The following is a 25,383-nucleotide window of genomic DNA, read 5'->3' on the forward strand; positions in this document are numbered from 1 at the left end:
TCTTAAGCAGTAACGTGCAAAAAAATCTATCTGAATCTCTTGTATGCCTTCAGCATTTCTTGGTTTTCACCAAACCACTCCATTAATTCAAAGTTGACATAAAAGCTGTTTTCTCCCCCCCCACGATTTGCAAAACCAAAACTAAAGGAGTTGTTGACATGAAAAGTCAAACCGTGTCCCACTGACTTTCCAGTGGCTCTATCGGAATAAACACTTGTCACAGAAACGCCAAATGGGATTTTCAGATCCCATGCATTGAAACCTACCCATTCCAAAGCAACTGCAACCTCGTCTCTGTCACCGTTGGGAGCGTCAGACAGATGCTCGTATACTAGCGAAGGTCTTAAGGCATACAACTGTAATGGTGGAGGCGTTATCAAATCATCAGTTCTAGAAAAGTGGTCACGATATATCCAAGACGTAAATGCGACATCTATAAAGGTTTGGAAACGAGAATTATCGGAGAACTTATCCCATTTAGCCTCTTGAATAGCGACATATGCATTATGCTCTTGGGCAGCATTTAGCCGCTGGAAAATGGAAAGCTTTCTATTAATTTTGTTGAATGCATCGAAAACCTCCACGCAGTCTTTTGCATCAGAAAAACGATTAGCACAGTATGTGTTTTGTTCTGTATTCAGCTTAAACCGCTCGCTCGCTTGGCTTGGAAGACCTGTAGTGGTTGTTAAGAAATACTCCCTTTCAAAATCACGCGGCCTCGAATCAAAACTGGCAGGCATAGGAACCCCTCGACGAATTGGAAGAGTCGTCTCAGATCGCCAAGTGCTATAGCTAATTTTCAATATATCAAACTTACTATCACCACTTAATGAAAATGCTCTGTCTAACTCGCTTAGATTTCTTTTTAAAATCTCACTTAGTTCGTTAGAAGACCAATAATCAGTAATTACTGGAGTGATTGATTTATCGTCAAAAATTGCTCTGCATGCCACAAGCGCTTTTTCAGTCACATATCTGTCGTATTCAACAAACCATTTGTTTAGAGTCAGACCTTTGGAAAGAATAATGTCAAAATCGCACTGGTTTTCAATGTATGAAGTTGCTAAGTCGAGATTACTTGACTCTGACTGTTGAGCGAAACAAGCGCAGGAAAAAGAAAGTGCAACAATTAGTCCGGTTAAACGTATTTTCATCACTTTCTATCCTTATTAGATTTTGAACTCGTCTCGCATCTCATCTATCAGCTTGTAGACGTCAGTGAGGAGCTCGATTTTTTTCTTCATTTCACTGACACCCCCAGAGGTATCATCCAACGCTTCCAGCTTTGATTTAATCGTTTTGTAAGTATCAGAAATCAAACCTATCGCTGTTGTTTTTCGATATTCAGCTTGAGCAGCCCTGAAATCATTAAGATCAATACTTACAACGCCGTTGGTTGATAAGAATCTTCCCCCTACTTCAGGATCTGCGAAGTATTCACGTAGGTCGTGAGGGTTAACTCTCATTGAATTCGTGTCTTGGTATACTTTATGGAGATCTCTAACGTGCTTGGTATTAATCAGCAGACCTTCATTTGGTAAGCGTGTGTAGCGTTTGAACCAGCAAAAAGGATCGAAATCATTGTATACAGGGTAAAACTCCTTACAGACTCCCGGTTTACTTGGGCTATGGTCAGTCACTATAGATGACATAGGATCATCCATTCGTGTAACCATGTGAGTGAGTCTAGAAACGGTCGCTATTGACCACAATTGATCTAACCCAAAATTGATTGGGTCTAGCCGACTCGTATAGAGTTGCGTCAAGCAATCGTGAATAAATGCAGTACCCAATGAATGAGCAACAATTATGAAATGTTGACCATTTAGATCATTGATAGATGCTTCAATTTCATCTCCAATTGCTTTGTGAAGCTTGATTAATTGATGACCGCGTAAAGCTCCCGTCAAATAAAAGAGAACATCTAGCACATGTGTGTACAAGAAATCATCACCATCAAATTCTGCAGTTACAGCAAGTATTTTCTGTATCAGACTGGGCGATAACGAGAGAGAATCTTTAATATCACCCTTGAGATGCGTAACAAATTCCTTTCTTTTCTCATCCCAGTATTCGGAGTAGTTGAATGCCTTTACGGTAAATGCATCATTGACATCGAAACTATTGTTGCCAAAAAATCCCATGCATTGCTGTAGCCCTACTTTAAATTCTTCTTTGACCGAAGCATCGGAATGAGTTCCCATGCCGTGAATTAGAAGAACAACAGGTTTTCGTGCCATAGTTATTTCCCTTCATAGTGTGCTACCAAAGGAAAATAAAATTCATATCCATATGAGACATCAGCACCGTCTGGTATTTGGTTAAATTTTGACCACAAGGTTGAAGTATTAGGCACTCCAAGCTCATGGTCAAGCAAAGCTCCTATTCAGTACGATCTTTCACTAATTTGCGTAACAGCATAAAAAAAGCGGACCGTTAAGGTCCGCTTCTATCTTTATTAGGCTAAATTAACCAACTTAATTAAGATAACCATCTAAATTAAATTATTAACCAACTTAATTGCACATCCGCATAAGCACTAAGCGCTTACCGATACGCTTCCGGGCTTGGGCAAGAACAGATCAGGTTACGGTCGCCGTATACGTCGTCGATACGGGTAACCGTTGGCCAGAATTTGTTTTCTGCCACGAAGGCTGCCGGGAAGGCGGCGTACTGGCGCTCGTAGGCGCGGTCCCATGCCGGGTCGAAAATGTCTTGCATGGTATGCGGTGCGTACGCCAGTGGGTTGTTGTCTACTGTCCACTCGCCGGCTTCTACCTTGGCAATTTCGCTGCGGATGGTGCTCATCGCTTCAATAAACTTATCCAGCTCGGCTTTGCTTTCTGATTCGGTTGGCTCAATCATCAGCGTGCCGGCTACCGGGAAGCTCATTGTTGGTGAGTGGTAACCAAAGTCCATTAAACGCTTGGCTATATCCATCTCGGTAATGCCGCTGGCTTCTTTTAACGGGCGAATGTCGATAATACATTCGTGCGCTACCCGGCCGTTGGTGCCGCGGTACAATACCGGGAATAACGGGTCGAGTTTTTTCGCCATGTAGTTAGCGTTCAGGATGGCGTATTCAGTAGCTTGTTTTAAGCCCTCGCCGCCCATCATGGCAATATACATCCAGCTGATTGGCAATATACCGGCGCTACCGAACGGTGCCGCTGATACGGCGCCGTTATCGCTACCGGTGCCATCAATGCTTACCACTGCGTGGTTAGGCAGGAACGGTGCTAAATGGCTTTTAACGCCAATAGGACCCATGCCCGGGCCGCCACCGCCGTGTGGAATACAGAAAGTTTTGTGCAGGTTTAAGTGCGATACGTCTGAGCCGATAAAGCCAGGTGCCGTTAAGCCTACCTGAGCATTCATATTGGCGCCGTCCATATACACCTGGCCGCCGTAGCTGTGAATAATGTCGCACAACTCACGGATACTCTCTTCAAATACACCATGGGTAGACGGATAAGTCACCATGATAGCGGCTAAGCGGTCGCCCACTTCGGCAGCTTTGGCTTTTAAATCGGCCATGTCGATATTGCCGCGCTTGTCGCACTCTACCAGTACTACGTCGTAGCTGGTCATGGCGGCAGTGGCCGGGTTAGTACCGTGCGCCGATACCGGAATTAAACAGATATTACGATGGCCTTCGCCGCGGCTTTCATGATACTTACGGATCGCCACCATACCGGCGTACTCACCCTGAGCACCCGAGTTTGGTTGCATAGAGATATTGTCGTAACCGGTGATGTTTACCAGCCAGTCACCCAGTTGGTTAATCATCTCGTAATAACCTTCGGCCTGGTCGCGCGGCACGAACGGGTGCAGCGAGCCAAATTCAGGCCAGGTTACCGGGATCATCTCGGCGGTAGCGTTTAGCTTCATGGTGCATGAGCCTAACGAAATCATCGAGTGGTTTAACGATAAGTCTTTGTTTTCCAGCTTTTTGATATAACGCAGCATCTCAGTTTCACTGTGATACTGGTTAAATACCGGGTGGCCCAGCACGCTGTCGTTGCGCACTAAATCGGCCGGAATAGACTTGCTGCCATCAGCTACGATAGCGGCATCCAGCGCATCCACGCTTAAGCCGTGGCCTGCGCCCAGTACGATATCAAACAGCTCAGCAATATCCGCGCTGTTGGTGGCTTCATGGAAGCTTACCGCTAACGAATCAGCTACGTCGGTACGCAGGTTAACACCGGCGGCTAAAGCACGTTTAACCACGGCGGCACGGTCGCTTACGGTAAAGGTAATGGTATCGAACCAGTGGCTGTTTACCAACGCCACGCCTTTGGCTTGTAAGCCGGCGGCAAAAATATCGGCATTGCGGTGAATACGCTGCGCGATATTTTTCAGCCCCTGCGGGCCGTGGTATACGGCATAGAACGAGGCCATATTGGCCAGTAATACCTGGGCAGTACAGATGTTCGAGTTAGCTTTTTCACGGCGGATATGCTGCTCGCGCGTTTGCATTGCCATACGCAGTGCCTGATTACCGCGACGGTCTTTCGACACGCCGATAATACGGCCCGGCATAGAGCGCTTGTAGGCATCACGGGTAGCAAAAAACGCGGCGTGCGGGCCGCCGTAAGCCATAGGCACACCAAAACGCTGGGCAGAGCCTAAAACCACGTCGGCACCTAATTGGCCAGGCGCCTTTAACAGCAGCAGTGCCATAGGATCGGTAGCAACAGCCACTATGGCCTTTTTCGCCTGTAACGCCGCGATTAATGCGCTGTCGTTACGGATATCGCCGTTAGTAGTTGGGTATTGAATAAGGGCACCAAATACATCGTGCTCAGCCGCATCGGCCGCCTTGCCAACTACAATGTCAAAACCAAACATTTCAGCGCGGGTTTTTACCACGTCGATAGTTTGCGGGTGTACATCGTCGCTAATAAAGTACAGGTTAGACTTGCTCTTGGTTACGCGCTTTGCCAAAGCCATGGCTTCAGCAGCGGCGGTGGCTTCGTCCAGCAACGAGGCGCTGGCCAGCTCCATACCGGTTAAATCCAGCGTTAATTGCTGGAAGTTTAACAGCGATTCAAGGCGGCCCTGGGCAATTTCCGGCTGGTATGGCGTGTACGCCGTGTACCAGCCCGGGTTTTCCAGCACATTACGCAGGATCACATTCGGCGTTAACGTCGGGTGATAGCCCATACCAATGTAAGATTTGAACATTTTGTTCTTTGCCGCAGCTTGCTTTAACACAGCTAACGCATCGGCTTCGGTGCGGGCCGGGCCGGTGGCCAGTGGCGTCGTCAGGCGGATATCCGCCGGTACCGTTTGGGCAATCAGCGCTTCAATGCTGTCTACACCCAGCTCACTTAGCATGGCAGCGGTTTCTGCCGCGTCCGGGCCAATATGGCGCTGAATAAATTCGTCGTGGTTCGCAAGTTGCGACAGGGTTTTCACAGCGGAGTTGGTCATGCCTTGAATGTCCTGGTAAGGTTTCGTTGCTACTAAAGTTAAGCCCCGTGGCTTATACAGGTAATTTGTACGTGCACGGGGCTTAAATGGATTTGCTAAGTTGGCTTACTCGTCGATAGAGTTTTTGTAGCCGGCAGCGTCTAACAGTGCTGACAGTTCAGCAGTGTCCGACAGCTTAATTTTAAACATCCAGCCATCTTCGTACGGGCTGCTGTTTACCAGCTCCGGCGAGTCGGCCAGCGCTTCGTTAACTTCAACAATCTCGCCCGACAGCGGCGCATAAATATCAGAAGCAGCTTTTACAGACTCGGCTACTGCGCAGTCATCGCCCTGGGTTACAGCATCGCCTACGTCCGGCAGTTCAACAAACACCATATCACCCAGCAGGCCCTGAGCGTGTTCGGTAATACCTACAGTGTAGATACCGTTACCTTCATCGCGTGCCCACTCGTGGCTGCTGGCGTATTTCAATGTGTTAGGAATTGAGCTCATTGTTTAATCCTTAGCTGGTGTCTTTTAATTAATATAGTTTTTAATTACTGTCACAGTTTAGATGACTTTCTTACCCATGCGCACGAAAGCAGGTTTAACCACTTTAACCGGCACCATCTTACCGCGAATATCTACTTCGGCTACATCGCCCACCGTGGCCGGTACCCGCGCCATCGCAATACTGTAACCCAGGGTTGGCGAGAAAGTACCGGAGGTAATTTCACCCTCGCCGCCCTCAACCACTACGCGCTGGCCATGGCGCAGTACGCCTTTTTGCTCCATTACCAAGCCCACCAGTTTAAAGGTGCCTTCGGCTTTATGTTGCTCAATAGCTTTACGGCCGATAAAGTTACGCTCTTCCGGGGCCCAGGCAATGGTCCAGCCCATATTGGCCGCCAATGGCGATACGCTTTCGTCCATATCCTGGCCGTATAAGTTCATGCCGGCTTCTAAACGCAAAGTATCACGCGCACCTAAACCGGCCGGGGCTACGCCGGCATCCAGCAGTTTTTGCCAAAAATCAGCAGCCTGCTCGTTTGGCAGCGCAATCTCGTAACCGTCTTCACCGGTGTAACCGGTAGTGGCAATAAATAACTCGCCGGCCTGCACACCAAAAAATGGCTTCATGCCCGCTACTGCAGCTTGTTGCTCAGCGTTTAATAAGGTCGCAACTTTGGCTTTAGCATTCGGGCCCTGCACGGCAATCATGGCGAACTCAGGGCGTTCAGTTACTGTTACGTCAAAGGCTTTGGCTTCGCTGTTGATGTGAGCTAAGTCTTTTTCACGGGTGGCCGAGTTAACCACCAGGCGGAAGAAGTCTTCCTGCAGGAAATACACAATTAAATCGTCAATTACGCCGCCGGTTGCATTTAACATACCGCTGTACAGCGCCTTACCGGGGACAGTTAATTTAGCCACGTCATTGGCCAGTAAATAACGCAAAAAGGCGCGGGTATTGGCGCCTTTTAAGTCAACGATAGTCATATGAGAGACGTCGAACATCCCGGCATCGCGGCGTACCGCGTGGTGTTCTTCAATTTGTGAGCCGTAATTGATGGGCATGTCCCAGCCGAAGAAGTCGACCATTTTGGCACCGGCTTCGAGGTGTTTGCCATGTAACGCAGTTTGATTGGCCATTGCTATTTCCTGCTTATTGTAAGGCCCGCAAGGCGCCGGAAATTCAGCGCTACCGCACAGTTTTATGACAACTTATGCAGCACAGCGGATAAAAAAGGCAGCCGGATTATAGCGCAAGGCAGCGCCGGCAAACAGCCCCCGATTAATTAGTTTTTGTAATGCGACAGCGGTAATTACTAAAAAAACTAACTCAGGCCGTACGGGCCGTTTTTGCCGCCGGCTGTGCCAGTTTTGGTAAGTCGCCACTGTTACCAAGGGCTGCAGCGATGATCTTGCTTTTTAACCAAGGCAATTGGTTTACGCCGCTCATACCGACAGCTCTTACCAGCTTGAGCAGTGGCTGCTTATTACTGAAACCACGCTTAAAAGCTTCCATTGCCACGATCAGGGTTTGCGCCTCGGCCTTGCGCCAGCGCTCGTAACGCCGCAGCAGCCGGGTTTCGCTAAAATCTTTATTTGCCGCTACCGCTTCACTTATTAGTTCTGCTAATGCTGCAACATCCATCAGGCCTAAATTCATGCCCTGGCCGGCCAGCGGATGTATGCTGTGCGCCGCATCGGCGACCAACACCACCCGGCCGCGCAGCCAACTGCCGGCGTAGCGCATTTTCAGGCCAAAGGCTTTGGGTTTTGTCTGCAGTTGCAACACACCCAGCACACTGTTGCCGGCGGCACTAAGCGCCTGGTTAAACTGCTGCGCCGGCATAGCAAGCAACTGTGCGGCACGTTCGGGGTTACAGCTCCAGACAATAGAGCACTGCTGTGGATCCGGCAGCGGCAACAGCGCCAGCGGCCCGGTGGGTAAAAACACCTGGCGTGCGGTGTTCTGATGCGGCAACTGTGTAGTAATAGTGGCGACTATGGCCTGCTGCTCGTAATCCCAATGTGCCAGCGGCAGTTGCATGCTGCTGCGTACCAGCGAATTTACGCCATCGGCGCCTACCAGTAAGCGGCTTAGCAGTAGTTGCTGTTGGTTAATGTTAATTAACACATCGCGCTCACTTTGCACCAGGCTGTTGATGCTGCAGTTAAACTCTAAGCGCACATTAGTGTGCTGCTGCAATTGCTGATGCAAGGCAACACGGATTTGCTCGTTATCGCAAATCCAGCCCAGTTGTGGCAAGCGCTCTGTGGCGGCGTCAAATTCAATATTGGCAAAGCTGTCGGCATCCCACACCTGCATGCGGTTATAGCTTTGTGCTGTGGCGGCAATAGCCGGCCAGGCACCGGTATGGCTTAGCAGGCGCATTGATGCCGGGTTAAGCGCACTGACACGTTGATGGTTAATATTGCTGCTGTGCGGCGCACTGCCCTGCTCCAGCACTACAATCTGCAGGCCCAGTGGCGCCAGCAACAATGCCAGGGTTAACCCGGCACTACCGGCACCAACAATAGTGATATCGACATTTTGCATTCTAGCTCCGCAGCCCCATCGCCTGTTCGGCCAACGGGCGTTTTAATTCATCACATAATGTCATCGCCAGCAAGCCACCGTTACGCGCCAACGCCATTAAGCGCGAGCGGTTAGAGAAAATACGCACCAGCGCATCGGTGGCAGTGGTTACGGTGTTGATATCTTGCTGGCGTGCCTGCTGGTATGCGCGCAGCATGGCATAGCCGCCAATATCCTCCGGCGCAGCGCTTAGCTGACGCACTAACTCAGCAATATCGCGCAGCGCCAGGTTAAAGCCCTGGCCGGCTATAGGGTGCACATTGTGCAGGCTGTTGCCGAGCAATGCCGTACGATGGCGCACTATATCGCCGCTTACACGAAGGCTAAGCGGGTAACAAGCCCGGCGCCCCACTGCGGTAAAAATACCGGCGCGATAACCAAAAGCCTGCTGTATATGCTCAACAAAGGCGGCATCGTCCAACTGCATAATCCGGTTTACTGCCGCCTCTTCTACGGTATATACCAGCGAATAACGCTGCGCGTTAAGCGGCAACAATGCGATGGGGCCATGTTCGGTAAAACGCTCAAACGCAGTATGCTGATGGCCCTGCGCCAGTGCCAGGTTGGCAATAACCGCATATTGCTGATAACGACGCTCCTGCACCGTAAAACCTGCCAGCGCACGGCTGGGGGATAAGCCACCTTCAGCAATAACCAGTAATCTAGTCTGCAATGTTGTGCCGTCATTTAAGGTCAGGTGCTGGTGCTGCTGCGTGGTGGTGATGCCGCTGATGGTATTGGGGGCAAAGCGTTGTAACTGTTTATATTGCGCCAGTTTGCCGGACAACACCGCGCCAAACGGTTCTACTTCCAGTACATATCCCAGCGCCTGTTGCTGATATTCCGCGGCGCTTAACTGCGTTTTGCCAAAATGGCCGCGATCCGACACCTGAATATGCTTAATAGCACAGGCTTTGCCGGCCAGTTCAGCCCACAAGCCCCATTTTGCTAACAGCTCAACGCTGGCGGCAGCCAATGCTATGCTGCGGCTGTCAAAGCTGGTACTGCTGATTTGTTCTGCCTGCTGCTCAATAATGGCCAGCTTCAGCGCCGGGTTGGCCTGCAACAACGCCACCGCCAGGGTACTGCCGGCCATACCACCACCGGCAATAACAATATCGAACTGCTGCGGGGTTGCTGTACTCATCTAATGCAATGTCTTATTGCTTACCGGCTTCACACCGAACTTTTGCCCCACTTCGGTATAACAGGCCAGTACCATAATGCGGATATGCTCCAGCACCAGATAGTAGGCTTCTTCGTTCTCTTCGCTGCTGCCGTCATCGGTAGTGTGAATATCGATTTTGGTTACTTCGGTTAACTGATCCAGCGCTTCGCGTACATCATCTGATACCAGCGATAAATCAGTTTGCTGCACCGCAAAACCGACTAAAAACGCCTGGGTCCACTCCACCATGGCATCTAACCGCTCCGGCAGGCTGTCGTCGTCACTTGGCAGTAACATGCTGAAACTAAAATCGTTTTGCGCTAATTGTTTGGCACTGTTTTCTATCAGGCTGATCACATGTTGTTTTACTTCGACCGGCAGCGCCTGGCCGTCGTTAAGAAAGTCGTGCAGCACCGGCATTAACTGCTGCGGCTCCGGATCGACTCCGGCGCTGAGCAGGCCGGCAATTAAACCATGCACTTCTGCGGCCGAGGCCATAACATAGCCCTGGTCCAGCTTGTAAGTCCATTCATCGTAGCTTAGTAAAGAAAGGCTGCTCATATAACTATTCGTGCTGTGATTAACTGCCTTTATGCTACCACCACAGCGAAAAAGCGCCAACTTTCCGGCCGCAGAAATAACAACAGCGCAGTGTGTAAACAAAAGTTGCTGTAAAACCATGCAACTAACACCAGCAGACGTAAAACTGCGATGAATAACCTTATCCATCGTAAACTGCGGTGTTATACTCAGGCCTGTTCTCTGGATTGTTGGTGATCAGGTGGATGTCCCTGAGCCGATAATTGTTTTTACCCAGGGATTCTTCTGCGCCGCCAGTGTGCAAGCCCGGCCCGTACCGGGAAGCCTGAGGTGGCCAATTGACTCCCGCCTTGAACCTATGGTTCAAGGGCTAACACCAGACACGGCAATTTGGAGAACCCCTTTTTTTCTGCCGCCGTTCAGGCATACTCAGTACCATGTCCACAGCAACACAGATATCTACCTTGGCCGATACCAGCACACAGCGCCAACAGCTCAGAACCTTTATCCGCCGCCAACGGCAGCAGCTTAGCCCTCAGCAACAGCAACAAGCCGCGCAGGATTTACTACAACACGCGCTGGCATTACCCGGGCTAACACAGCAACAACACTTTGCGCTATATCTGGCCAATGACGGCGAAGCGGATACTTATCCGTTGATCCAGGCGCTGTGGCAACTGGGCAAAAGCGTGTATTTGCCGGTGCTACACCCGTTTGCTGCCGGTTATTTGCTGTTTGTGCGCTACGACAAAGATACTCTGCTGTACCCGAACAAATTCGGCATCCCCGAACCCTTCGCCGCTTGCCACCGGCTGCTACCAGTGCAGCAGCTGGATATGATTTTTACGCCCCTGGTTGCCTTTGATGCCGCCGGTAACCGCCTGGGTATGGGCGGCGGTTTTTATGATCGCACTTTGTCGCAACTGCCGCCGGGCAGCGAGTGTCAGGTTATCGGCCTGGCGCATAACTGCCAGCAGGTAGATGCCGTGCCGGGTGAGGCTTGGGATATTCCGCTGCAGCAGATTATTACGCCGGGTAAATACTTTGATTTTCGCTGAGCGTTTACGGCGTAACCCGCGAAAGCAGATTATTACGCTGCGGAAGCATTGGTTGTGTGGCTGAATCCGGCCACAATACCCGCTCTGGCTCGTCACAGCAACTCGCCCTACTGCCTGCGGCAGGGCTCAGACACTCTGTGACGACCAGATCGCGTTTCTGGCCTCCTCATTCGAACCATCATCTTTCGAGTAATAAAACTGTTTTGGCGTTTTTCTGCTTTTACCCTTTTGTCAGCAGGCCCTTTCGATATAATATCCATCTGTATGGCTAAACGAATTTGGATCAGCTGATGACACAAGATGAAATGAAGAAAAACGCGGCCTGGGCTGCATTGGAGTTTATTCCGCGCAATACCGTGGTTGGCGTGGGTACCGGCTCTACGGTAAATCATTTTATCGATGCCCTGGCCAGCATTAAGCATGATATTAAAGGGGCCGTGTCCAGCTCGGTACAATCTACCGAAAAGCTCAAAGCCCTGGGTATCGAGGTGCTGGATTTAAACAGTATCGACAGCTTTAGTGTTTACGTAGACGGCGCCGATGAAATTAACGCGCAAAAACATATGATTAAAGGCGGTGGTGCCGCCCTTACCCGCGAAAAAATTGTTGCAGCGGTAGCCGATAGCTTTATTTGCATTGTTGATCAGAGCAAACAGGTTGCAGTATTAGGTAAATTTCCGCTGCCGGTCGAAGTGATCCCAATGGCCGCCGGCTATGTGGCGCGTGAACTGACAAAGTTGGGCGGCCGGCCGGTGTTGCGCGACGGTGTCACTACCGATAACGGTAATGTGATCCTCGACGTACACGATTTAGCCATCAGCGAACCAATCGAGCTTGAGCAACAGATTAATAATATTGTCGGCGTAGTAACCAATGGCATCTTCGCAATGCGTGCGGCCGATATGGTATTGGTAGGCAGCGCTACCGGTACACAGGTTATCCGCTGATATTGCAGCCTTGGGCCACGAAAAACTATAACAAGAATAACTAACTGATTTTATTTTAAATTTAATGAAGAGAAGTGACATGGAAAAATTTTCACTGGCCAAAGACAAAATAAAAATATTGCTGCTCGAAGGCTTACACCAAAGTGCGGTGCAAAGCTTTAAAAATCAGGGCTACAGCAATATCGAATATTTAAAAACCTCGTTACCGGAAGACGAGCTGATTGAGCGCATTAAAGATGCGCATTTTATCGGTATCCGCTCGCGCACCCAACTGACGGAAAAAGTACTGGATGCCGCCGGCAAACTGGTTGCTATCGGCTGCTTTTGTATTGGTACCAACCAGGTCGATTTAACCGCAGCGTTAAAACGCGCTATCCCGGTATTTAATGCACCGTTTTCCAATACCCGTTCGGTAGCCGAGCTGGTACTGGGCGAAATTATTATGCTGCTACGCGGTATTCCGCAGCGCTCTGCTGCTGCCCATCGCGGTGAGTGGCAAAAAACCGCCAATAACTCCTTTGAAGCCCGCGGTAAAACCCTGGGTATTATCGGTTATGGCCATATCGGTACTCAGCTGAGTATTATGGCGGAGAATATCGGTATGCGGGTGCAGTTTTACGATATCGAAGACAAGCTGGTGCTGGGCAATGCCAGCCAGGTTAACTTTGGTACCTTGCTGAAAACCTCTGACGTGATCACCTTGCATGTGCCGGAAACGCCGCAAACCAAAAACATGATTGGTGAAGCCGAGCTGGAACTGATGAAGCCCGGCAGCATTTTAATTAATGCCTCGCGCGGCACCGTGGTAGATATTGATGCCTTAACTGAGGCGCTGCGCAGCAAAAAGCTGGCCGGTGCCGCTATTGATGTGTTCCCGACAGAACCCAAAGGCAACGATGAAGAATTTATCTCGCCACTGCGTGCGTTTGATAATGTGATCTTAACCCCGCACATTGGCGGCTCTACCCAGGAAGCGCAGGAAAATATCGGCTTTGAAGTGGCCGGCAAGCTGGTGAAATACAGCGACAACGGCTCTACCCTGTCGGCGGTAAACTTCCCTGAAGTGTCACTGCCGGAACACAAAGGCCGCTCGCGCCTGCTGCATATCCATAAAAACCAGCCGGGCGTGCTGACTAAAATCAACGAAGCCTTTGCCAAACACAATATCAATATTGCCGGCCAATACCTGCAAACCAATGCCGATATTGGTTATGTGGTTATTGACATTGATTCTGACGATGTCGAGCAGGCGTTAAATGAACTGCGGGCGATACCGGCCACCTTACGGGCCCGGGTACTGCATTCGTAAGCATCCGCCAGAGCGGTGTGATGATAAAAAAGCCGGTAACTTATACCGGCTTTTTACTGTCAGAAGGTATATACCAGTGAGGCTGAAGTTTCGGTATCGGTGCTGCGCAGTGTGCCCTCAGGCCTGGAGTTATACTTCACGATAAAGTTTAACCGCATAGATAACTTGTCGGCTATGGTAGCGGTAATACTGCTGCGGCTAAGCAAGGTGGTGTTTTCACCATCCAGCGATACCGCCCCCTCCAGCGTTTGCCGAAAGCTGCTGGTGTCATACAAGGCATAGTTCATATTCGCTGCCAAAAACCAAATAGCACCACTTCTGTTTTCGCCTGCCGCCGATTGCTGATGGGCAAAACCCGGCCCGGTTTCCAAATCAACATAATCTGTCAGTTGTTCGTACAGCCGGTTACCGTAACCCACCGCTAACGAGGCTTGTTCGCGAAAGGCGCCGAATTTATCATGCAAAAAAGCGCCACGGCCGAAGATAGATTCATTACCGGAGACTAACTTGTAGTTACTCTGGCCGGTAAAGCCATAACGGCTGGCCGTAGTAACCTGACGTGATGCACCGCTTTCAGTATCAATGACGTTATTCTTTTGCACCAGGCTTTGTAATTGGTAGCGATTACGAAAGTGCTGCAAATCATGTACTAATTCGCTGTTGGCGCGGATAGCAAAAGAGTCGGTATTACCGGATGTAAGCAAAAACCCCAGCTCAACATCGCCGGTTACCGTGCCAAAAAAACCTATAGGCTGCAGTGGCTCTTCGCTGACCGGCAAGTTATCAGTCTCTGCTGCCTGTACCCCATACAGGCAAAGCATCAGCGCAAGGCTGACACCGCGTGAGAAAAAATGCATTATCTTGCTGTATTACTCCGTTGTTGTTGTTTCACCCATGAGTTATGTCTTCCCGGTTGTTATTATTCATTCCCTGAACTGCAGTAACATTGTAGCAAGCTATGTTACTCAGTCCGGCATCAGCGGACTGAGTATTTGGTGGATTGACCGAAAGTAGCAGCCTTACTCGCTGTCGTTTGCACGTTGTTGCACAAAACTGATCGCCAAATGCAACCGCGCCAGGCTACGGGCTTTGCCAATTAAACTTAAGGTTAGATCCAATGCCGGTGAATTGCCGCCACCGGTTACCGCTACCCGCAGTGGCATGCCAATTTTGCCCATGCCAACCCCCAGCTGCTCTGCCGTAGCGTTTATCGCATCATGAATGGCCGTTACTGACCAGTCAGTTAATGCTTCCAGTTTGGCTGCAACGGCCTGCAAAGGTTCCAGCGCCACCGGGCGTAAATGTTTTTTTGCGGCATCGGCGTCAAATTGGCTGAAGTCTTCATAAAAGTAGCGACTTACTTCAACCATTTCTTTAAGCGTTTTTACCCGTTCGGCCTGGGCTTTTACCAGCTCAGTTAACGCGGGGCCGTTACTGATATCCAGTTTTTGCTCTGCAATATGCCATTGCAGTTGCGCCGCCACCTGCTCTGGCGGCAGGGTTTTCATATAGTGCTGGTTTAACCAAATCAGCTTGTCAGTATTAAATGCCGACGGTGCACGGTTACAGCTATCCAGGTCAAACAGCTGAATTAACTCGTCTTTGCTGAAAATTTCCTGGTCGCCATGTGACCAGCCCAAGCGCACTAAATAGTTCAGTAAGGCTTCGGGTAAAAAGCCGTTGTCGCGGTATTGCATCACACCCACAGCACCGTGACGCTTGGATAAGCGTTTGCCATCATCGCCCAGGATCATCGGTACATGGGCATATTTCGGAATATCCGCGCCCAGCGCCGCCAGAATATTCATCTGTCTTGGCGTATTGTTTACATGGTCATCGCCGCGGATCACGTGGGTAATGCCCATTTTCCAGTCGTCCACCACCACGGTAAGGTTATAAGTGGGTGTGCCGTCGCTGCGGGCAATAATTAAATCGTCCAGCTCGCTGTTGGCAATTTCAATGCGGCCTTTAATTAAATCGTCAATGACCACAGTGCCGCTTTGCGGGTTTTTAAAGCGGATCACGAAGGGTTTATCTGCCGGATGATCAGTGCGGTCACGCCACATACCGTTGTAACGCGGTTTCTCACCGGCTGCGGTTTGCGCTTCGCGCATGGCATCAACTTCTTCTATGCTGCAAAAACACTTATAGGCTTTACCGTCAGCCACCAGCTGCGCTACAACTTCTTTGTATAAATCAAAGCGTTTTGTTTGGTAATACGGGCCTTCGTCGTAGTCCAGCCCCAGCCAGCTCATGCCCTCTAAAATGGCATCAACCGATGCCTGGGTAGACCGCTCTAAGTCGGTATCTTCAATCCGCAGAATAAATTTTCCGCCCTTCTTTTTGGCATATAACCAGCTGAACAAGGCAGTACGGGCACCACCAACGTGTAAATATCCGGTTGGGCTTGGCGCAAAACGGGTAACAAGAGACATAGTTTATCCATCACAGTGCAATAATGGCGGCTATTGTAACAATGCGGGGCGCCGGATGCACCCGCTAAGGTAGCGCCGCCGCAACTGTTTTGCGTTAAAGCACGGCAGAATGTTTACTTTTGCAGCAGACAAACCGCTATTACCAAAATAATGTTGACAGCTTTTTCATGCTCCCTATAATGAGCGCCATCAAACAGCGTGGATTGTTAGCTCAGCTGGGAGAGCACCGCCCTTACAAGGCGGGGGTCACTGGTTCGAACCCAGTACAATCCACCACTTCCTGATACAAACCATAGCAAAGCACCGCCCTCTCTTTATTAAGACACGGTTGCCACTGCCCCGAACACAGTACAATCCACCACCTCCTGATACAAACCATAGCAAAGCACCAGTTTACCTTTACTAAAAATCCCTGTTTAAGTCATTCAGCTGCGAATAGCAGTTACATCAACGCAATTTCTGCGGCTTTTGGTTTTTCTGCGAAAAATTATTGCTATAGTAACGCTAATTTTACTTTTGACAGCTTTTTGACCAGCCATGGATAATACCGTCAAGCGCGACGAGCGCATTCTGATTATTGACGATCAAAGTTTAAGCCAAAGCTATCTGCGTTATGCGCTGGAGCAATTGGGCTACCAGAATATCAGCTATGCTGACCGCGCCCAGACGGCGCTGAGCTTATGTAAACAAAACAGCTATGACTTAATTATCTGTGCTTATAACCTGCCCAAAGGCAAAGACGGTTATCAATTATTTGAAGAGCTTAAAGTCAGTGGCTTACAGCAGCTGAATTGCGGCATGATTTTTATCAGCGCAGAAACCGACCCCGCGCTGGTGCACAGTGTACTGGAATTACAGCCGGATGAGTTTTTAGCCAAACCTTTTGTCATCCGCGATTTACAAATGCGTATTGAGCGGGTGTTCCGCCGTAAACAACAGTTGCGACCGGTGTATGACTTACTGCAGCAAAAGCTGTATGGCCGCGCGCTGTCGGCAGTAGACCAACAACTGGCACAAGCCGAGTTGCATAAGTACTTTCCGCTATTGCTTAAACTTAAAGGCGACATTTTGCTGGAGCAACAAGCTTTTGCAGACGCAGCCACCTTCTTTGATGCGATGTTGCGTATTCAGCCGTTTAGTTGGGCCCGCATCGGCCGTGTGCGCTGTTTACTGCACGATAACCAGGAACAACAAGCCTTTGCTGAGCTGGAACAGATGCTGGCGCGCAGCGAAACACGGCTGTTTGCGCTGGACTGCCTGGCCGAGCTGGAGTTTCAGCAACAACGCTATCAGCAGGCGCAGCAACATATTTTGGCTGCCGCCGATATAGCGCCGCGTAATTTATTACGCCAACAAAAATTATTGCAATTATCCAGGTTGAACCATGACTACGAGCTGCAGTACCGTGCCGCCCGCGATATGGTGAAATACGCCCGCAACTCGATGCACGAGCAAGCGGATCTGTATCTGAACCTGGCCCGTGCCAGCATAGACTTTGCCCTGAGCACCGACGACAGCGAGCAACAGGCGCGGCTGAACCGCCAGGCTACCTTATCCATTAATACCGTACAACGCCAGTTTGCCGAACAGAAGCTGACTGCAGCGCAGCAAGTGCTGCAAGCCAGGCTGCTGTATTTGCAGGACCATAGGGAAAAAGCACGGTTGCTGCTGGCGGATTTAACCACACAGAGCGATATAGATTCACTGGAAGATGCGCTGGATAAAGCCAAGGCCTTACATGAAGTGGGTTTAAGCGACGCCTCACGGGCGCTGTTTAAACAAATAACTGAGCATTGCCGCCGGCAGCAACCGGAGCCGGTATTAAGCGCCTACTTACAACAAGAGCAACGCGAGCGTGCGGCTATGGCACATGGTCCGCGCGAGCTGAATAATAATGCCGTGCATTTGTATCAGCACGGTAACTGGCAGGAGGCTTTTTCGGCTTTTGCGCTGGCATGGCAGGTGATGCCGAAAAACGCCGGCATCGCGCTGAATTTATGGCAAACCCTGCTGACATCGCCAAGGCCACTGTGCCCGCCACAGCAACGCGAACAGCTACTGCAGCAATGCCATCAACTGATTGAAAACACCAACCTCAGGCCGGAGCAACAGCAGCGTTATTTGCAATTAAAGCAAAAGTACCTGAGCAAGCTGGCTTAAGGCTTAGTGCTGTTGGCGTTAGCCGCGTCCGGCCATTCGGCAAATACCGCACGCAGTGTCCGCGAGCGCAACAGCCAGCACACCCCGGCCAGTAACAATACCGGGGCGGCAATACGCCAGGGTGCATCCAACATTACCAGCGCCGGTAAATCCACAATAGTCAGCACCAAATCAGCTAAAGCCACCAGCAATAATATACCGCGGCCAAAACGCCAGATATGCCACCAACCGCGGTGGCCTTTGGGTTTACGTTGGCTAAGCGCTGCAATAAGCAACAACAACGGCGCAGCCACCAGACAGGCGAGGATAAAATCGGCTTGTTGCGGGTAAAACAGTGCCAACATATCGCGCTGAGCCTGCGGCAATGTCAGCACCAATACCCAACAGATATAAGGCCGCAATAGCAGCAACAACAGCCAGTAAAAGCGCAGCGGCACCTTGTGTAAGCCATAGTCATCCAGTACCGGCCACAGCGGCGCGCGGCTCATAGCTGGCGTTTACGCTGCGCCAGGCTGCCAAGCGCGATAAAAATGGCTAAACACACCCAGGGCAACCACAGATTAGTTAACTTGCCCAGCTGGCCGGCCACCAGCGGCGTTAACAATATTGTTAGCGCGCCATAGCCAAAAGCACACAGCAGAATAAAAATACCGGTACGCCAGACAAAGTGCAGTGAGGCGATTTGCCGACGCACAAAGCGGTTTACATCATCGCCGAACACCACCAGACAGGTTGCCACCATCGCCAGCGCAATATCGCGCACATAAGGCCGGAAAAAACTGCCCCAATCCAGCAGCAACTGATAAATAACATCCGGCATCTTAATTCACCCCGTACTGCGTAAATACATCTAACATCTGCTGCTCTGTCCACACTGCCACATTTAACTCGTTCGCTTTGGCCAGTTTAGAGCCGGCATTATCACCGGCAATAACGGCGTGGGTTTTCGCCGATACCGAGCCGGACACCTTGGCACCAAGGCGTTGCAGTTTAGCCTTAGCATCGTCACGGCCCATGCTGATCAGCGTGCCGGTAAGTACTATTGTTTGCCCGGCCAGCGGTTGCTCGGTTTGCGCTTGTTGCTCTATTAGCGGCCAACTGATCCCTGCCGCCAGCAGAGCGGCTATTACTTCCTGGTTATGCGGCTCGGCAAAAAAGCTGTTTACATGCTCCGCCACTACAGTGCCCACATCGCTGACCTGCAGCAGTTGTTCCACTGTGGCTTGTTGTATATTCGGCAACTCCGCAAAATGATTGGCCAAATTCAGCGCCGTCGCCTCCCCTACCTCACGAATACCCAAGGCATAAATAAAACGCGCTAAGGTGGTGTGTTTTGACTGTTCAATCGCCGCTAACAGCTTAAGTGCGGATTTCTCCGCCATCCGCTCCAAACCCACCAGCGCCGCCATATCCAGGCTATAGATATCGGCCGGGGTTTTCACCAACTGCTGCTCAACTAACTGTTCCACCAATTTATCGCCCAGGCCCTCTATATCGATGGCTTTGCGCGAGACAAAATGTTTTATCGACTCTTTTAACTGCGCCGCGCAGAACAAACCACCGCTGCAACGCGCTACGGCTTCACCACTAACCCGCTCTACTGCCGAGCCACATACCGGGCAACTTAACGGAAACACGATATCGCGCGCCGTATCAGGCCGCTGCTCTGTCACTACCGAAACAATTTGCGGGATCACATCACCGGCACGGCGCACTATGACCCTGTCGCCGATTTTTACCGCTAAGCGGTCGATCTCATCCTGATTGTGTAAAGTGGCATTGCTGACGGTAACGCCCCCCACCAGCACCGGCTCTAACCTGGCAACCGGCGTAATGGCACCGGTACGGCCAACCTGAAATTCGACATCTAACAAGCTGGTCAGCATTTCCTGAGCCGGAAACTTAAAGGCTATAGCCCAGCGCGGTGCCCGGGCGACAAACCCCAGCGCCTGCTGCTGTGCCAGATCCGACACTTTGATCACCACGCCATCAATTTCATACGCCAGCGCGGCACGGCGCTGCATAATATCCTGATAGTACGCCAGCGCTGCATCGGCACCGGTTACCAGGCGGATTTCCGGACACACCGGCAGCCCCCAGTCTTTTAGCTGCATTAAGCGCTGATAATGGCTGCGGCTGTCGAGCAGTTGCGCCGGGTCTTCCACCGCGCCCACGGCATAGGCATAAAACATCAGTGGCCGCTGCGCGGTGATTTTCGGGTCCAGCTGGCGTAAACTGCCGGCGGCAGCGTTACGCGGGTTGGCAAACACTTTGTCGCCGGCAGCACGGGCCTTGTCGTTCATCTGGTTAAAACCGGCCAACGGCATAAACACCTCGCCGCGCACTTCCAGCACCGCCGGTATAGCCTGGCCTTTTAGTTTTAACGGCACGGCGCGGATCGTTTTTACGTTAGATGTAATATCCTCACCGGTATAGCCGTCGCCGCGGGTTGCTGCCTGCACCAGCACGCCGTTTTCATAGCGGATACTTACTGCCAGGCCATCCAGTTTCGGCTCGCAGCAAAAGCTGAACTCCGCACTGCTATCGAGTTTGTCGGCCATACGTTTGCAAAAGGCGTTGAATTCATCCGCGCCAAAGGCGTTGTCCAGCGATAACATGGCAATGCTGTGGCTGACCTGACCAAATTTGGCCAGCGGTGCCGCGCCAACCCGCTGGGTGGGCGAGTCTGCTGTAACCAACTGCGGATAGTCTGCTTCTAACTGCTGTAACTGCCGGTATAAGCGGTCGTACTCGGCGTCCGGTACCGAGGGGTTATCCAGCACATAGTACTGATAGCTGTAGTCTTCCAATTGCTGACGCAGCTGCTGTACCTGCTGCAAAATTGCCTGTTCCATAACCTGAATGTGCCTGTAAAAATGTAGCTCTGAGTTTGCCATAACAAAAACGGCAGGACTACTGCCTGCCGTTTTAGCTGCTGTTATTTTCGCCGTTAGCGGCTTTAGCCGTGAATAAGGCGCTGGCGCTGAAACTCGCGGATCTTATCCACGTAATGCCGCACCGTTTGTACTGTGAGCACACTGCGCTGGCCGTCTAACACCTGGCCACCGAATTCTTCTGCCAGCTTCTTCGCCGCGTTGTGCATCAGGTTAAAGTTTTGCAGCGGCTCACCTGGCCCGGGTAAGGTCATAAACAAACTGACACCGCGGGTGCTGAGCTTTTCGATATTTTCCAGGTCAAAGGTGCCCGGGTTAAACATATTGGCCAGGCTGAATAACACTGCACCGGAGCCGGCACTGTCCAGATGGCGGTGGAAAATATCCATCTCGCCGTATTTAAAGCCCAGGGTTAACAGCGCAGAGAGTAAATCCGGCCCTTTCATGTCTTTGCTTTCCGGCAACAACACATACAAAATCAGCACTTCTGCCGGCTCTTCAGCTGCCGGGGCCGGCTCATCTTGCTCTGCCGGCGCTTCAAACGCCGGTTGCTGCAATTCATCTTCGCTCAGCGCACTGAAGTTCAGCTCCGGCTCTTTCGGCTCGTCAAAGGCTAATTCGGTTTGCACTTCAGCTACGGCTTTTTGCGGCTCAGGCCGTTTTAGCGGTTCAGTTTTAGCTACGGATTTAGCTGCTGACGGTTTCTCCGCTGCAGTGCCTTTTTTCACTACCCGCACCTGGCCTACACCAAAATCGTCGAACCCGTCGGCTTTTTCTGTGCTGTCCGGCTGTTGCTCATCGTAATAGCGGTGTCTTGGCTGGCCGGAGTTTTTCCGTACTGTCCACAAGCCGTGCAGCAACAAAGCACCCAGCACTAAAGCGCCGATAATAATAAACACTAAACGTAATTCGTCAGCCATAAGGTTACCTTTAATTAAGAGGCTGCTGCCATCTTGACAGCATCATCCACATCGACAGCTACAACACGTGACACGCCGGGTTCCTGCATTGTCACGCCCATTAACTGCGCCGCCATTTCCATGGCAATTTTATTGTGGCTAATATAAATAAATTGCACTGTTTCCGACATTTCCCGCACCAAATTACAAAAACGGCCGACGTTAGCATCGTCCAGTGGTGCATCTACTTCATCTAACATACAAAATGGCGCCGGGTTAAGCCGGAAAATCGAAAACACTAATGATAAAGCCGTTAGGGCTTTTTCACCACCCGATAATAAATGTATTGTACTGTTTTTTTTGCCCGGTGGCCTTGCCATGATAGTTACACCGGTTTCCAACAAGTCATCTTCGGTTAGTGCCAGATAGGCACTGCCGCCGCCAAACACTTTGGGAAACAGTGTTTTTAAGCCGTCATTCACCTGCTCAAAGGTTTCTTTAAACTTTTGCCGCGTTTCTTTATCAATTTTGCGGATCGCCGTTTCCAGCGTGTCCATCGCCGAGGTTAAGTCGTCATTCTGGGCATCCAGATACTGCTTACGCTCTGCCTGTTGCTCATATTCTTCGATGGCCGCCAGGTTAATCGGGCCTAAACGGCCGACGGCGTCCACGGTTTTATCCAGCTGCTGCTGCCAGACGGCTTCTTCAGCGTCCGGTGCCAGTTCGGCCAACACATCCTTCATATTGGCCTGCTGTTCACGCAAAAGTTCCAGCATATTATTGGCGCGCACGCGGTAGCCTTCAGCATCAAGGCGCAATTCAGCCAACTCAGCGCGCTTTTTGTTTAACAGCTGCAAAATACCATGTTGGCCTTGCTCAAGCTCACGGATTTGCTGCTCTACCGCCGCCAACTGATCTTGCTGTGCAATCATTTGCTGCTCAGCCTCTTCGCGCTCCAGTAAGGCTTGCTGCAATTGTTCGTGCAGCAGCAATTCCGGTTCATCATCCTGTTGCAGTTTGGCTTCCAGCGCCCCGGCTTGCTCCTGCAATTGCTGCTGTTGCATGCGGGCGCGCTGCAGGCTTTGCTGCAGCGTGCTGAGTTGTTGCTCGGCCACTTTTTGTTGCATCAGCAGCTGTTGTTGCTGCGTCCGTTTTTGCTCGAACTGCGCGCGCAGTTGTTGCACTTGCTGCTGCTGATTACCACTTTGGCTGTGCAATTGCTGTTGCGCAGCTTCGTGTTGCAACAGTTGCTCTGCACTTTGCTCCAGCGCCATCGCCAGTTGTTCGGTGCTTTCTTCCAGTTGCGCTTGTTTCAGTTGCAACTGTTGCTGTTCTGCCGCCAACTTTTGCGCCAGCTTTTGCGCCTGTTGCAGCTCTTGCTGTGCCAGTAACTGCGCGGTGAGCTGCTGCTGCTGTGAGCGCTCAGCCTGTTGCAGTTGCGCCATAGCGTGTTGCTGCTGTTGCTGTGATTGTTGCAACGCGCTTTGCTGCGCGCCGTACTGCCCGCTCAGCTCTGCGACATGCTGCTCAGCTGTGGTTAATTCCTGCGTCAGTTGTACTAAGCGCTCTTCGCGCAGTAAATAATTGTCCTGCTGTTGAGCCCCGGCCTGCAATGACCAGTTAGTGCCCAGCCAATAGCCCGATGCGGTGATTACACTCTGGCCGGGCGTCAGCTGTGGCAGCGCCTGCTGTGCAGTATCAACGTCGGCCACACAACTGATCTGGTTGAAGCTCTCCGGATAAACCCCGCTTACAATCACTTCTGCCAGGCTGCCTTTAGCTGCAGCAGCGGTGTTGCGGCTTACCATAGTCAGCGCCGCAGCCGGCAGTTGCTCGGCCACCGCGGCATGCTGCAACTGGCCCAACACCAACGCGACAGAGGTGGCCCAGCCGGGTTTTACCTGCAACTGCTGCAATAATTGCTGTTGCTCACCGTCCTGTTGTTGCTGCTGTTGCTGCAGTTGTTGTTGCTCGCGCTGCAACAGCAGCAGTTCAGACTTTGCCTGCAACTGCGCGGCATCCAGCGTACGGCTTAGCTGCTCTTGCTGCTGCACTGCCTGCTGTGCCTGTTCGTGCTGTGCCCCAGCCTGTTGTACCTGTGCGGCAGCCTGGTCCAGTTCAGCAGTAAGCACGCCGACACGCTGCTGCAACGGGGCCAGTGCCAGCCCGGCTAACTCCTGCTGCAGTTGCTCTTCCTGTTGGCGCAGCTGAGTAAGCTGATGAAGCTGATTTTGCTGCTGTAACTGTTGTTGTTGTTGCTGCTGCTGCAGGCGAAAATGCTGCTGTTGCCACTGGTTAAAGGCCTGCTGCTGTTGCTGCTGCTCATCTTCCAACTGCTGCAGTTGCTCTGTCAGTTCGGCCAGTTGCTCGTCCAGCAGCGCCTGTTGCGGTTCATCTTCTGCCAGTTGCAGTTGCAGTTCAGCCTGCTGCGCCTGCTCGGTAGCAATAAACTCCTGTGCCTGCGCCAGGGTGTATTGTGCTTGTTGTAGCTGAGCGCTGAGGCTTTGTTGTTGCTGGCGCTGATGCAAAATTTGCTGTTCCAGCCGGCTGATACTGCTGCCCAGTTGATAAAAATTGCTCTGCACTTTCTCCAACGCCTGGCGGCCGTCCTGTGCTTGCTGTTTTAACTCCAACAACACACGCTGATCGCCCAACTCCTGCGACTGATACTTATCCAGTTCGGTTTGTTGCTGCGCCAGTTGCTGCTCCAACGCGGTAAAGCTATTGTTGTATTGCAGCCACTTAATGGTGGTCAGTTCCGCTTTCAGCTTACGCTCTTGTGCTTTAAGTTCTTTATAGCGCTGGGCGGCGCTGGCCTGGCGCTTTAACTTATCAATATTTTTGCCCAGCTCTTCACGCACATCGGCTAAACGCTCGAGGTTTTCCCGCGTATGCTTAATGCGGTTTTCGGTTTCGCGCCGCCGCTCTTTGTACTTGGAAATGCCGGCGGCTTCTTCAATAAAAACCCGTAGCTCCTGTGGCCTGGATTCGATAAGCCTGGAAATCATGCCTTGTTCAATAATGGCGTAACTGCGCGGCCCAAGCCCGGTGCCTAAGAAGATGTCGGTGATGTCACGGCGGCGGCATTTACTGCCGTTAAGAAAATAATTAGATTGGGCATCACGGGTAACAATACGCTTAATGGAAATTTCACTGCGATCTGCCATGCCACCGGCCAGGCGGCCCTGAGTGTTCTCAAACACCAGCTCTACCGAGGCTTGTGATACCGGCTTGCGCTGCGACGAGCCGTTAAAAATAACGTCGGTCATGGCATCGCCGCGCAGGTTTTTGGCCGAGCTTTCGCCCAGCACCCAGCGCACTGCATCAATTACATTCGATTTACCACAGCCATTGGGCCCGACCACAGCGGTCATTTGCTGTGGAAAAGGCACACTGGTGCTGTCAACAAACGACTTAAAGCCGGACAGCTTGATCTGTTTTAAGCGCATCGG

At 51.2% G+C, this 25,383-nt stretch carries 19 protein-coding genes, 1 tRNA gene and 1 other RNA gene; 6 read left to right on the forward strand and 15 right to left on the reverse strand.

The features are described 5' to 3' along the window. Positions 1-26: 26 nt before the first annotated feature. From Q8O77_RS03245 to Q8O77_RS03280, 8 genes are all read right to left on the reverse strand, one after another. Complete coding sequence (locus Q8O77_RS03245) at positions 27-1,154, reverse strand: hypothetical protein (RefSeq protein ID WP_305551436.1); 1,128 nt, start codon at positions 1,152-1,154, stop codon at positions 27-29. A 15-nt stretch (positions 1,155-1,169) separates the two neighbouring features. Beyond that, positions 1,170-2,240 (reverse strand): hypothetical protein, encoded by a 1,071-nt coding sequence (locus Q8O77_RS03250; RefSeq protein ID WP_305551437.1) that lies wholly within the window; start codon positions 2,238-2,240, stop codon positions 1,170-1,172. Between the two features lie 307 nt (positions 2,241-2,547). Further along, complete coding sequence (gene gcvP, locus Q8O77_RS03255; protein ID WP_305551438.1) at positions 2,548-5,439, reverse strand: aminomethyl-transferring glycine dehydrogenase; 2,892 nt, start codon at positions 5,437-5,439, stop codon at positions 2,548-2,550. A 105-nt stretch (positions 5,440-5,544) separates the two neighbouring features. Continuing rightward, positions 5,545-5,931, reverse strand: a complete 387-nt coding sequence (gene gcvH, locus Q8O77_RS03260; RefSeq protein WP_305551439.1) for a glycine cleavage system protein GcvH — start codon at positions 5,929-5,931, stop codon at positions 5,545-5,547. A 57-nt stretch (positions 5,932-5,988) separates the two neighbouring features. Next, positions 5,989-7,068, reverse strand: coding sequence for a glycine cleavage system aminomethyltransferase GcvT (gcvT, locus tag Q8O77_RS03265; RefSeq protein ID WP_305551440.1), 1,080 nt, complete (start codon positions 7,066-7,068; stop codon positions 5,989-5,991). Between the two features lie 190 nt (positions 7,069-7,258). Then, positions 7,259-8,482: an FAD-dependent monooxygenase gene (locus Q8O77_RS03270; protein ID WP_305551441.1), complete on the reverse strand. Its 1,224-nt coding sequence runs from the start codon at positions 8,480-8,482 to the stop codon at positions 7,259-7,261. 1 nt (position 8,483) lies between these two features. Further along, positions 8,484-9,668, reverse strand: coding sequence for a 2-octaprenyl-6-methoxyphenyl hydroxylase (gene ubiH / locus Q8O77_RS03275; RefSeq protein ID WP_305551442.1), 1,185 nt, complete (start codon positions 9,666-9,668; stop codon positions 8,484-8,486). Then, entirely contained in the window at positions 9,669-10,250 is a 582-nt protein-coding gene (locus Q8O77_RS03280; protein ID WP_305551443.1) for a UPF0149 family protein, read from the reverse strand. A 195-nt stretch (positions 10,251-10,445) separates the two neighbouring features. Between Q8O77_RS03280 and ssrS the strand changes: the two genes are divergently transcribed. The 4 genes from ssrS to serA all read left to right on the forward strand — a co-directional run bounded on the left by ssrS (position 10,446) and on the right by serA (position 13,543). After that, positions 10,446-10,630: non-coding RNA, 6S RNA (ssrS, locus tag Q8O77_RS03285), on the forward strand. Positions 10,631-10,666: 36 nt separating this feature from the next. Further along, complete coding sequence (locus Q8O77_RS03290; RefSeq protein ID WP_305551444.1) at positions 10,667-11,287, forward strand: 5-formyltetrahydrofolate cyclo-ligase; 621 nt, start codon at positions 10,667-10,669, stop codon at positions 11,285-11,287. A 290-nt stretch (positions 11,288-11,577) separates the two neighbouring features. Beyond that, positions 11,578-12,234 (forward strand): ribose-5-phosphate isomerase RpiA, encoded by a 657-nt coding sequence (gene rpiA / locus Q8O77_RS03295; RefSeq protein ID WP_305551445.1) that lies wholly within the window; start codon positions 11,578-11,580, stop codon positions 12,232-12,234. A gap of 79 nt (positions 12,235-12,313) precedes the next feature. Further along, entirely contained in the window at positions 12,314-13,543 is a 1,230-nt protein-coding gene (gene serA, locus Q8O77_RS03300) for a phosphoglycerate dehydrogenase (RefSeq protein ID WP_305551446.1), read from the forward strand. 59 nt (positions 13,544-13,602) lie between these two features. On the opposite strand, the gene Q8O77_RS03305 is transcribed toward serA, so the two are convergent. Together Q8O77_RS03305 and gltX are read right to left on the reverse strand one after the other, a co-directional pair. Continuing rightward, a complete protein-coding gene (locus tag Q8O77_RS03305; RefSeq protein WP_305551447.1) occupies positions 13,603-14,400 on the reverse strand; it encodes a YdiY family protein in 798 nt (265 codons plus the stop codon). 162 nt (positions 14,401-14,562) lie between these two features. After that, positions 14,563-15,978 (reverse strand): glutamate--tRNA ligase, encoded by a 1,416-nt coding sequence (gene gltX / locus Q8O77_RS03310; protein WP_305551448.1) that lies wholly within the window; start codon positions 15,976-15,978, stop codon positions 14,563-14,565. A 200-nt stretch (positions 15,979-16,178) separates the two neighbouring features. Here gltX and Q8O77_RS03315 point away from each other — a divergent pair. Further along, positions 16,179-16,254: transfer RNA gene (locus Q8O77_RS03315), tRNA-Val, on the forward strand. Between the two features lie 261 nt (positions 16,255-16,515). Next, positions 16,516-18,138 carry a response regulator gene (locus Q8O77_RS03320; protein WP_305551449.1) on the forward strand — a complete coding sequence of 541 codons (1,623 nt, stop codon included), beginning with the start codon at positions 16,516-16,518 and terminating at the stop codon, positions 18,136-18,138. On the opposite strand, the gene Q8O77_RS03325 is transcribed toward Q8O77_RS03320, so the two are convergent. The 5 genes from Q8O77_RS03325 to smc form a co-directional block, all read right to left on the reverse strand. Next, entirely contained in the window at positions 18,135-18,626 is a 492-nt protein-coding gene (locus Q8O77_RS03325; RefSeq protein WP_305551450.1) for a DUF2919 family protein, read from the reverse strand. The genes Q8O77_RS03320 and Q8O77_RS03325 overlap by 4 nt on opposite strands. Next, positions 18,623-18,958 carry a DUF3392 domain-containing protein gene (locus Q8O77_RS03330; RefSeq protein WP_305551451.1) on the reverse strand — a complete coding sequence of 112 codons (336 nt, stop codon included), beginning with the start codon at positions 18,956-18,958 and terminating at the stop codon, positions 18,623-18,625. The genes Q8O77_RS03325 and Q8O77_RS03330 overlap by 4 nt, the downstream gene beginning before the upstream one ends. A gap of 1 nt (position 18,959) precedes the next feature. Next, complete coding sequence (ligA, locus tag Q8O77_RS03335) at positions 18,960-21,002, reverse strand: NAD-dependent DNA ligase LigA (RefSeq protein WP_305551696.1); 2,043 nt, start codon at positions 21,000-21,002, stop codon at positions 18,960-18,962. A 95-nt stretch (positions 21,003-21,097) separates the two neighbouring features. Next, entirely contained in the window at positions 21,098-21,952 is an 855-nt protein-coding gene (gene zipA / locus Q8O77_RS03340; protein ID WP_305551452.1) for a cell division protein ZipA, read from the reverse strand. Between the two features lie 14 nt (positions 21,953-21,966). Further along, positions 21,967-25,380, reverse strand: a complete 3,414-nt coding sequence (gene smc, locus Q8O77_RS03345) for a chromosome segregation protein SMC (protein WP_305551453.1) — start codon at positions 25,378-25,380, stop codon at positions 21,967-21,969. Positions 25,381-25,383 lie beyond the last annotated feature (3 nt).

The sequence above is a fragment of the Rheinheimera sp. genome (assembly GCF_030690345.1).
Classification (GTDB): Bacteria; Pseudomonadota; Gammaproteobacteria; order Enterobacterales; family Alteromonadaceae; genus Alishewanella.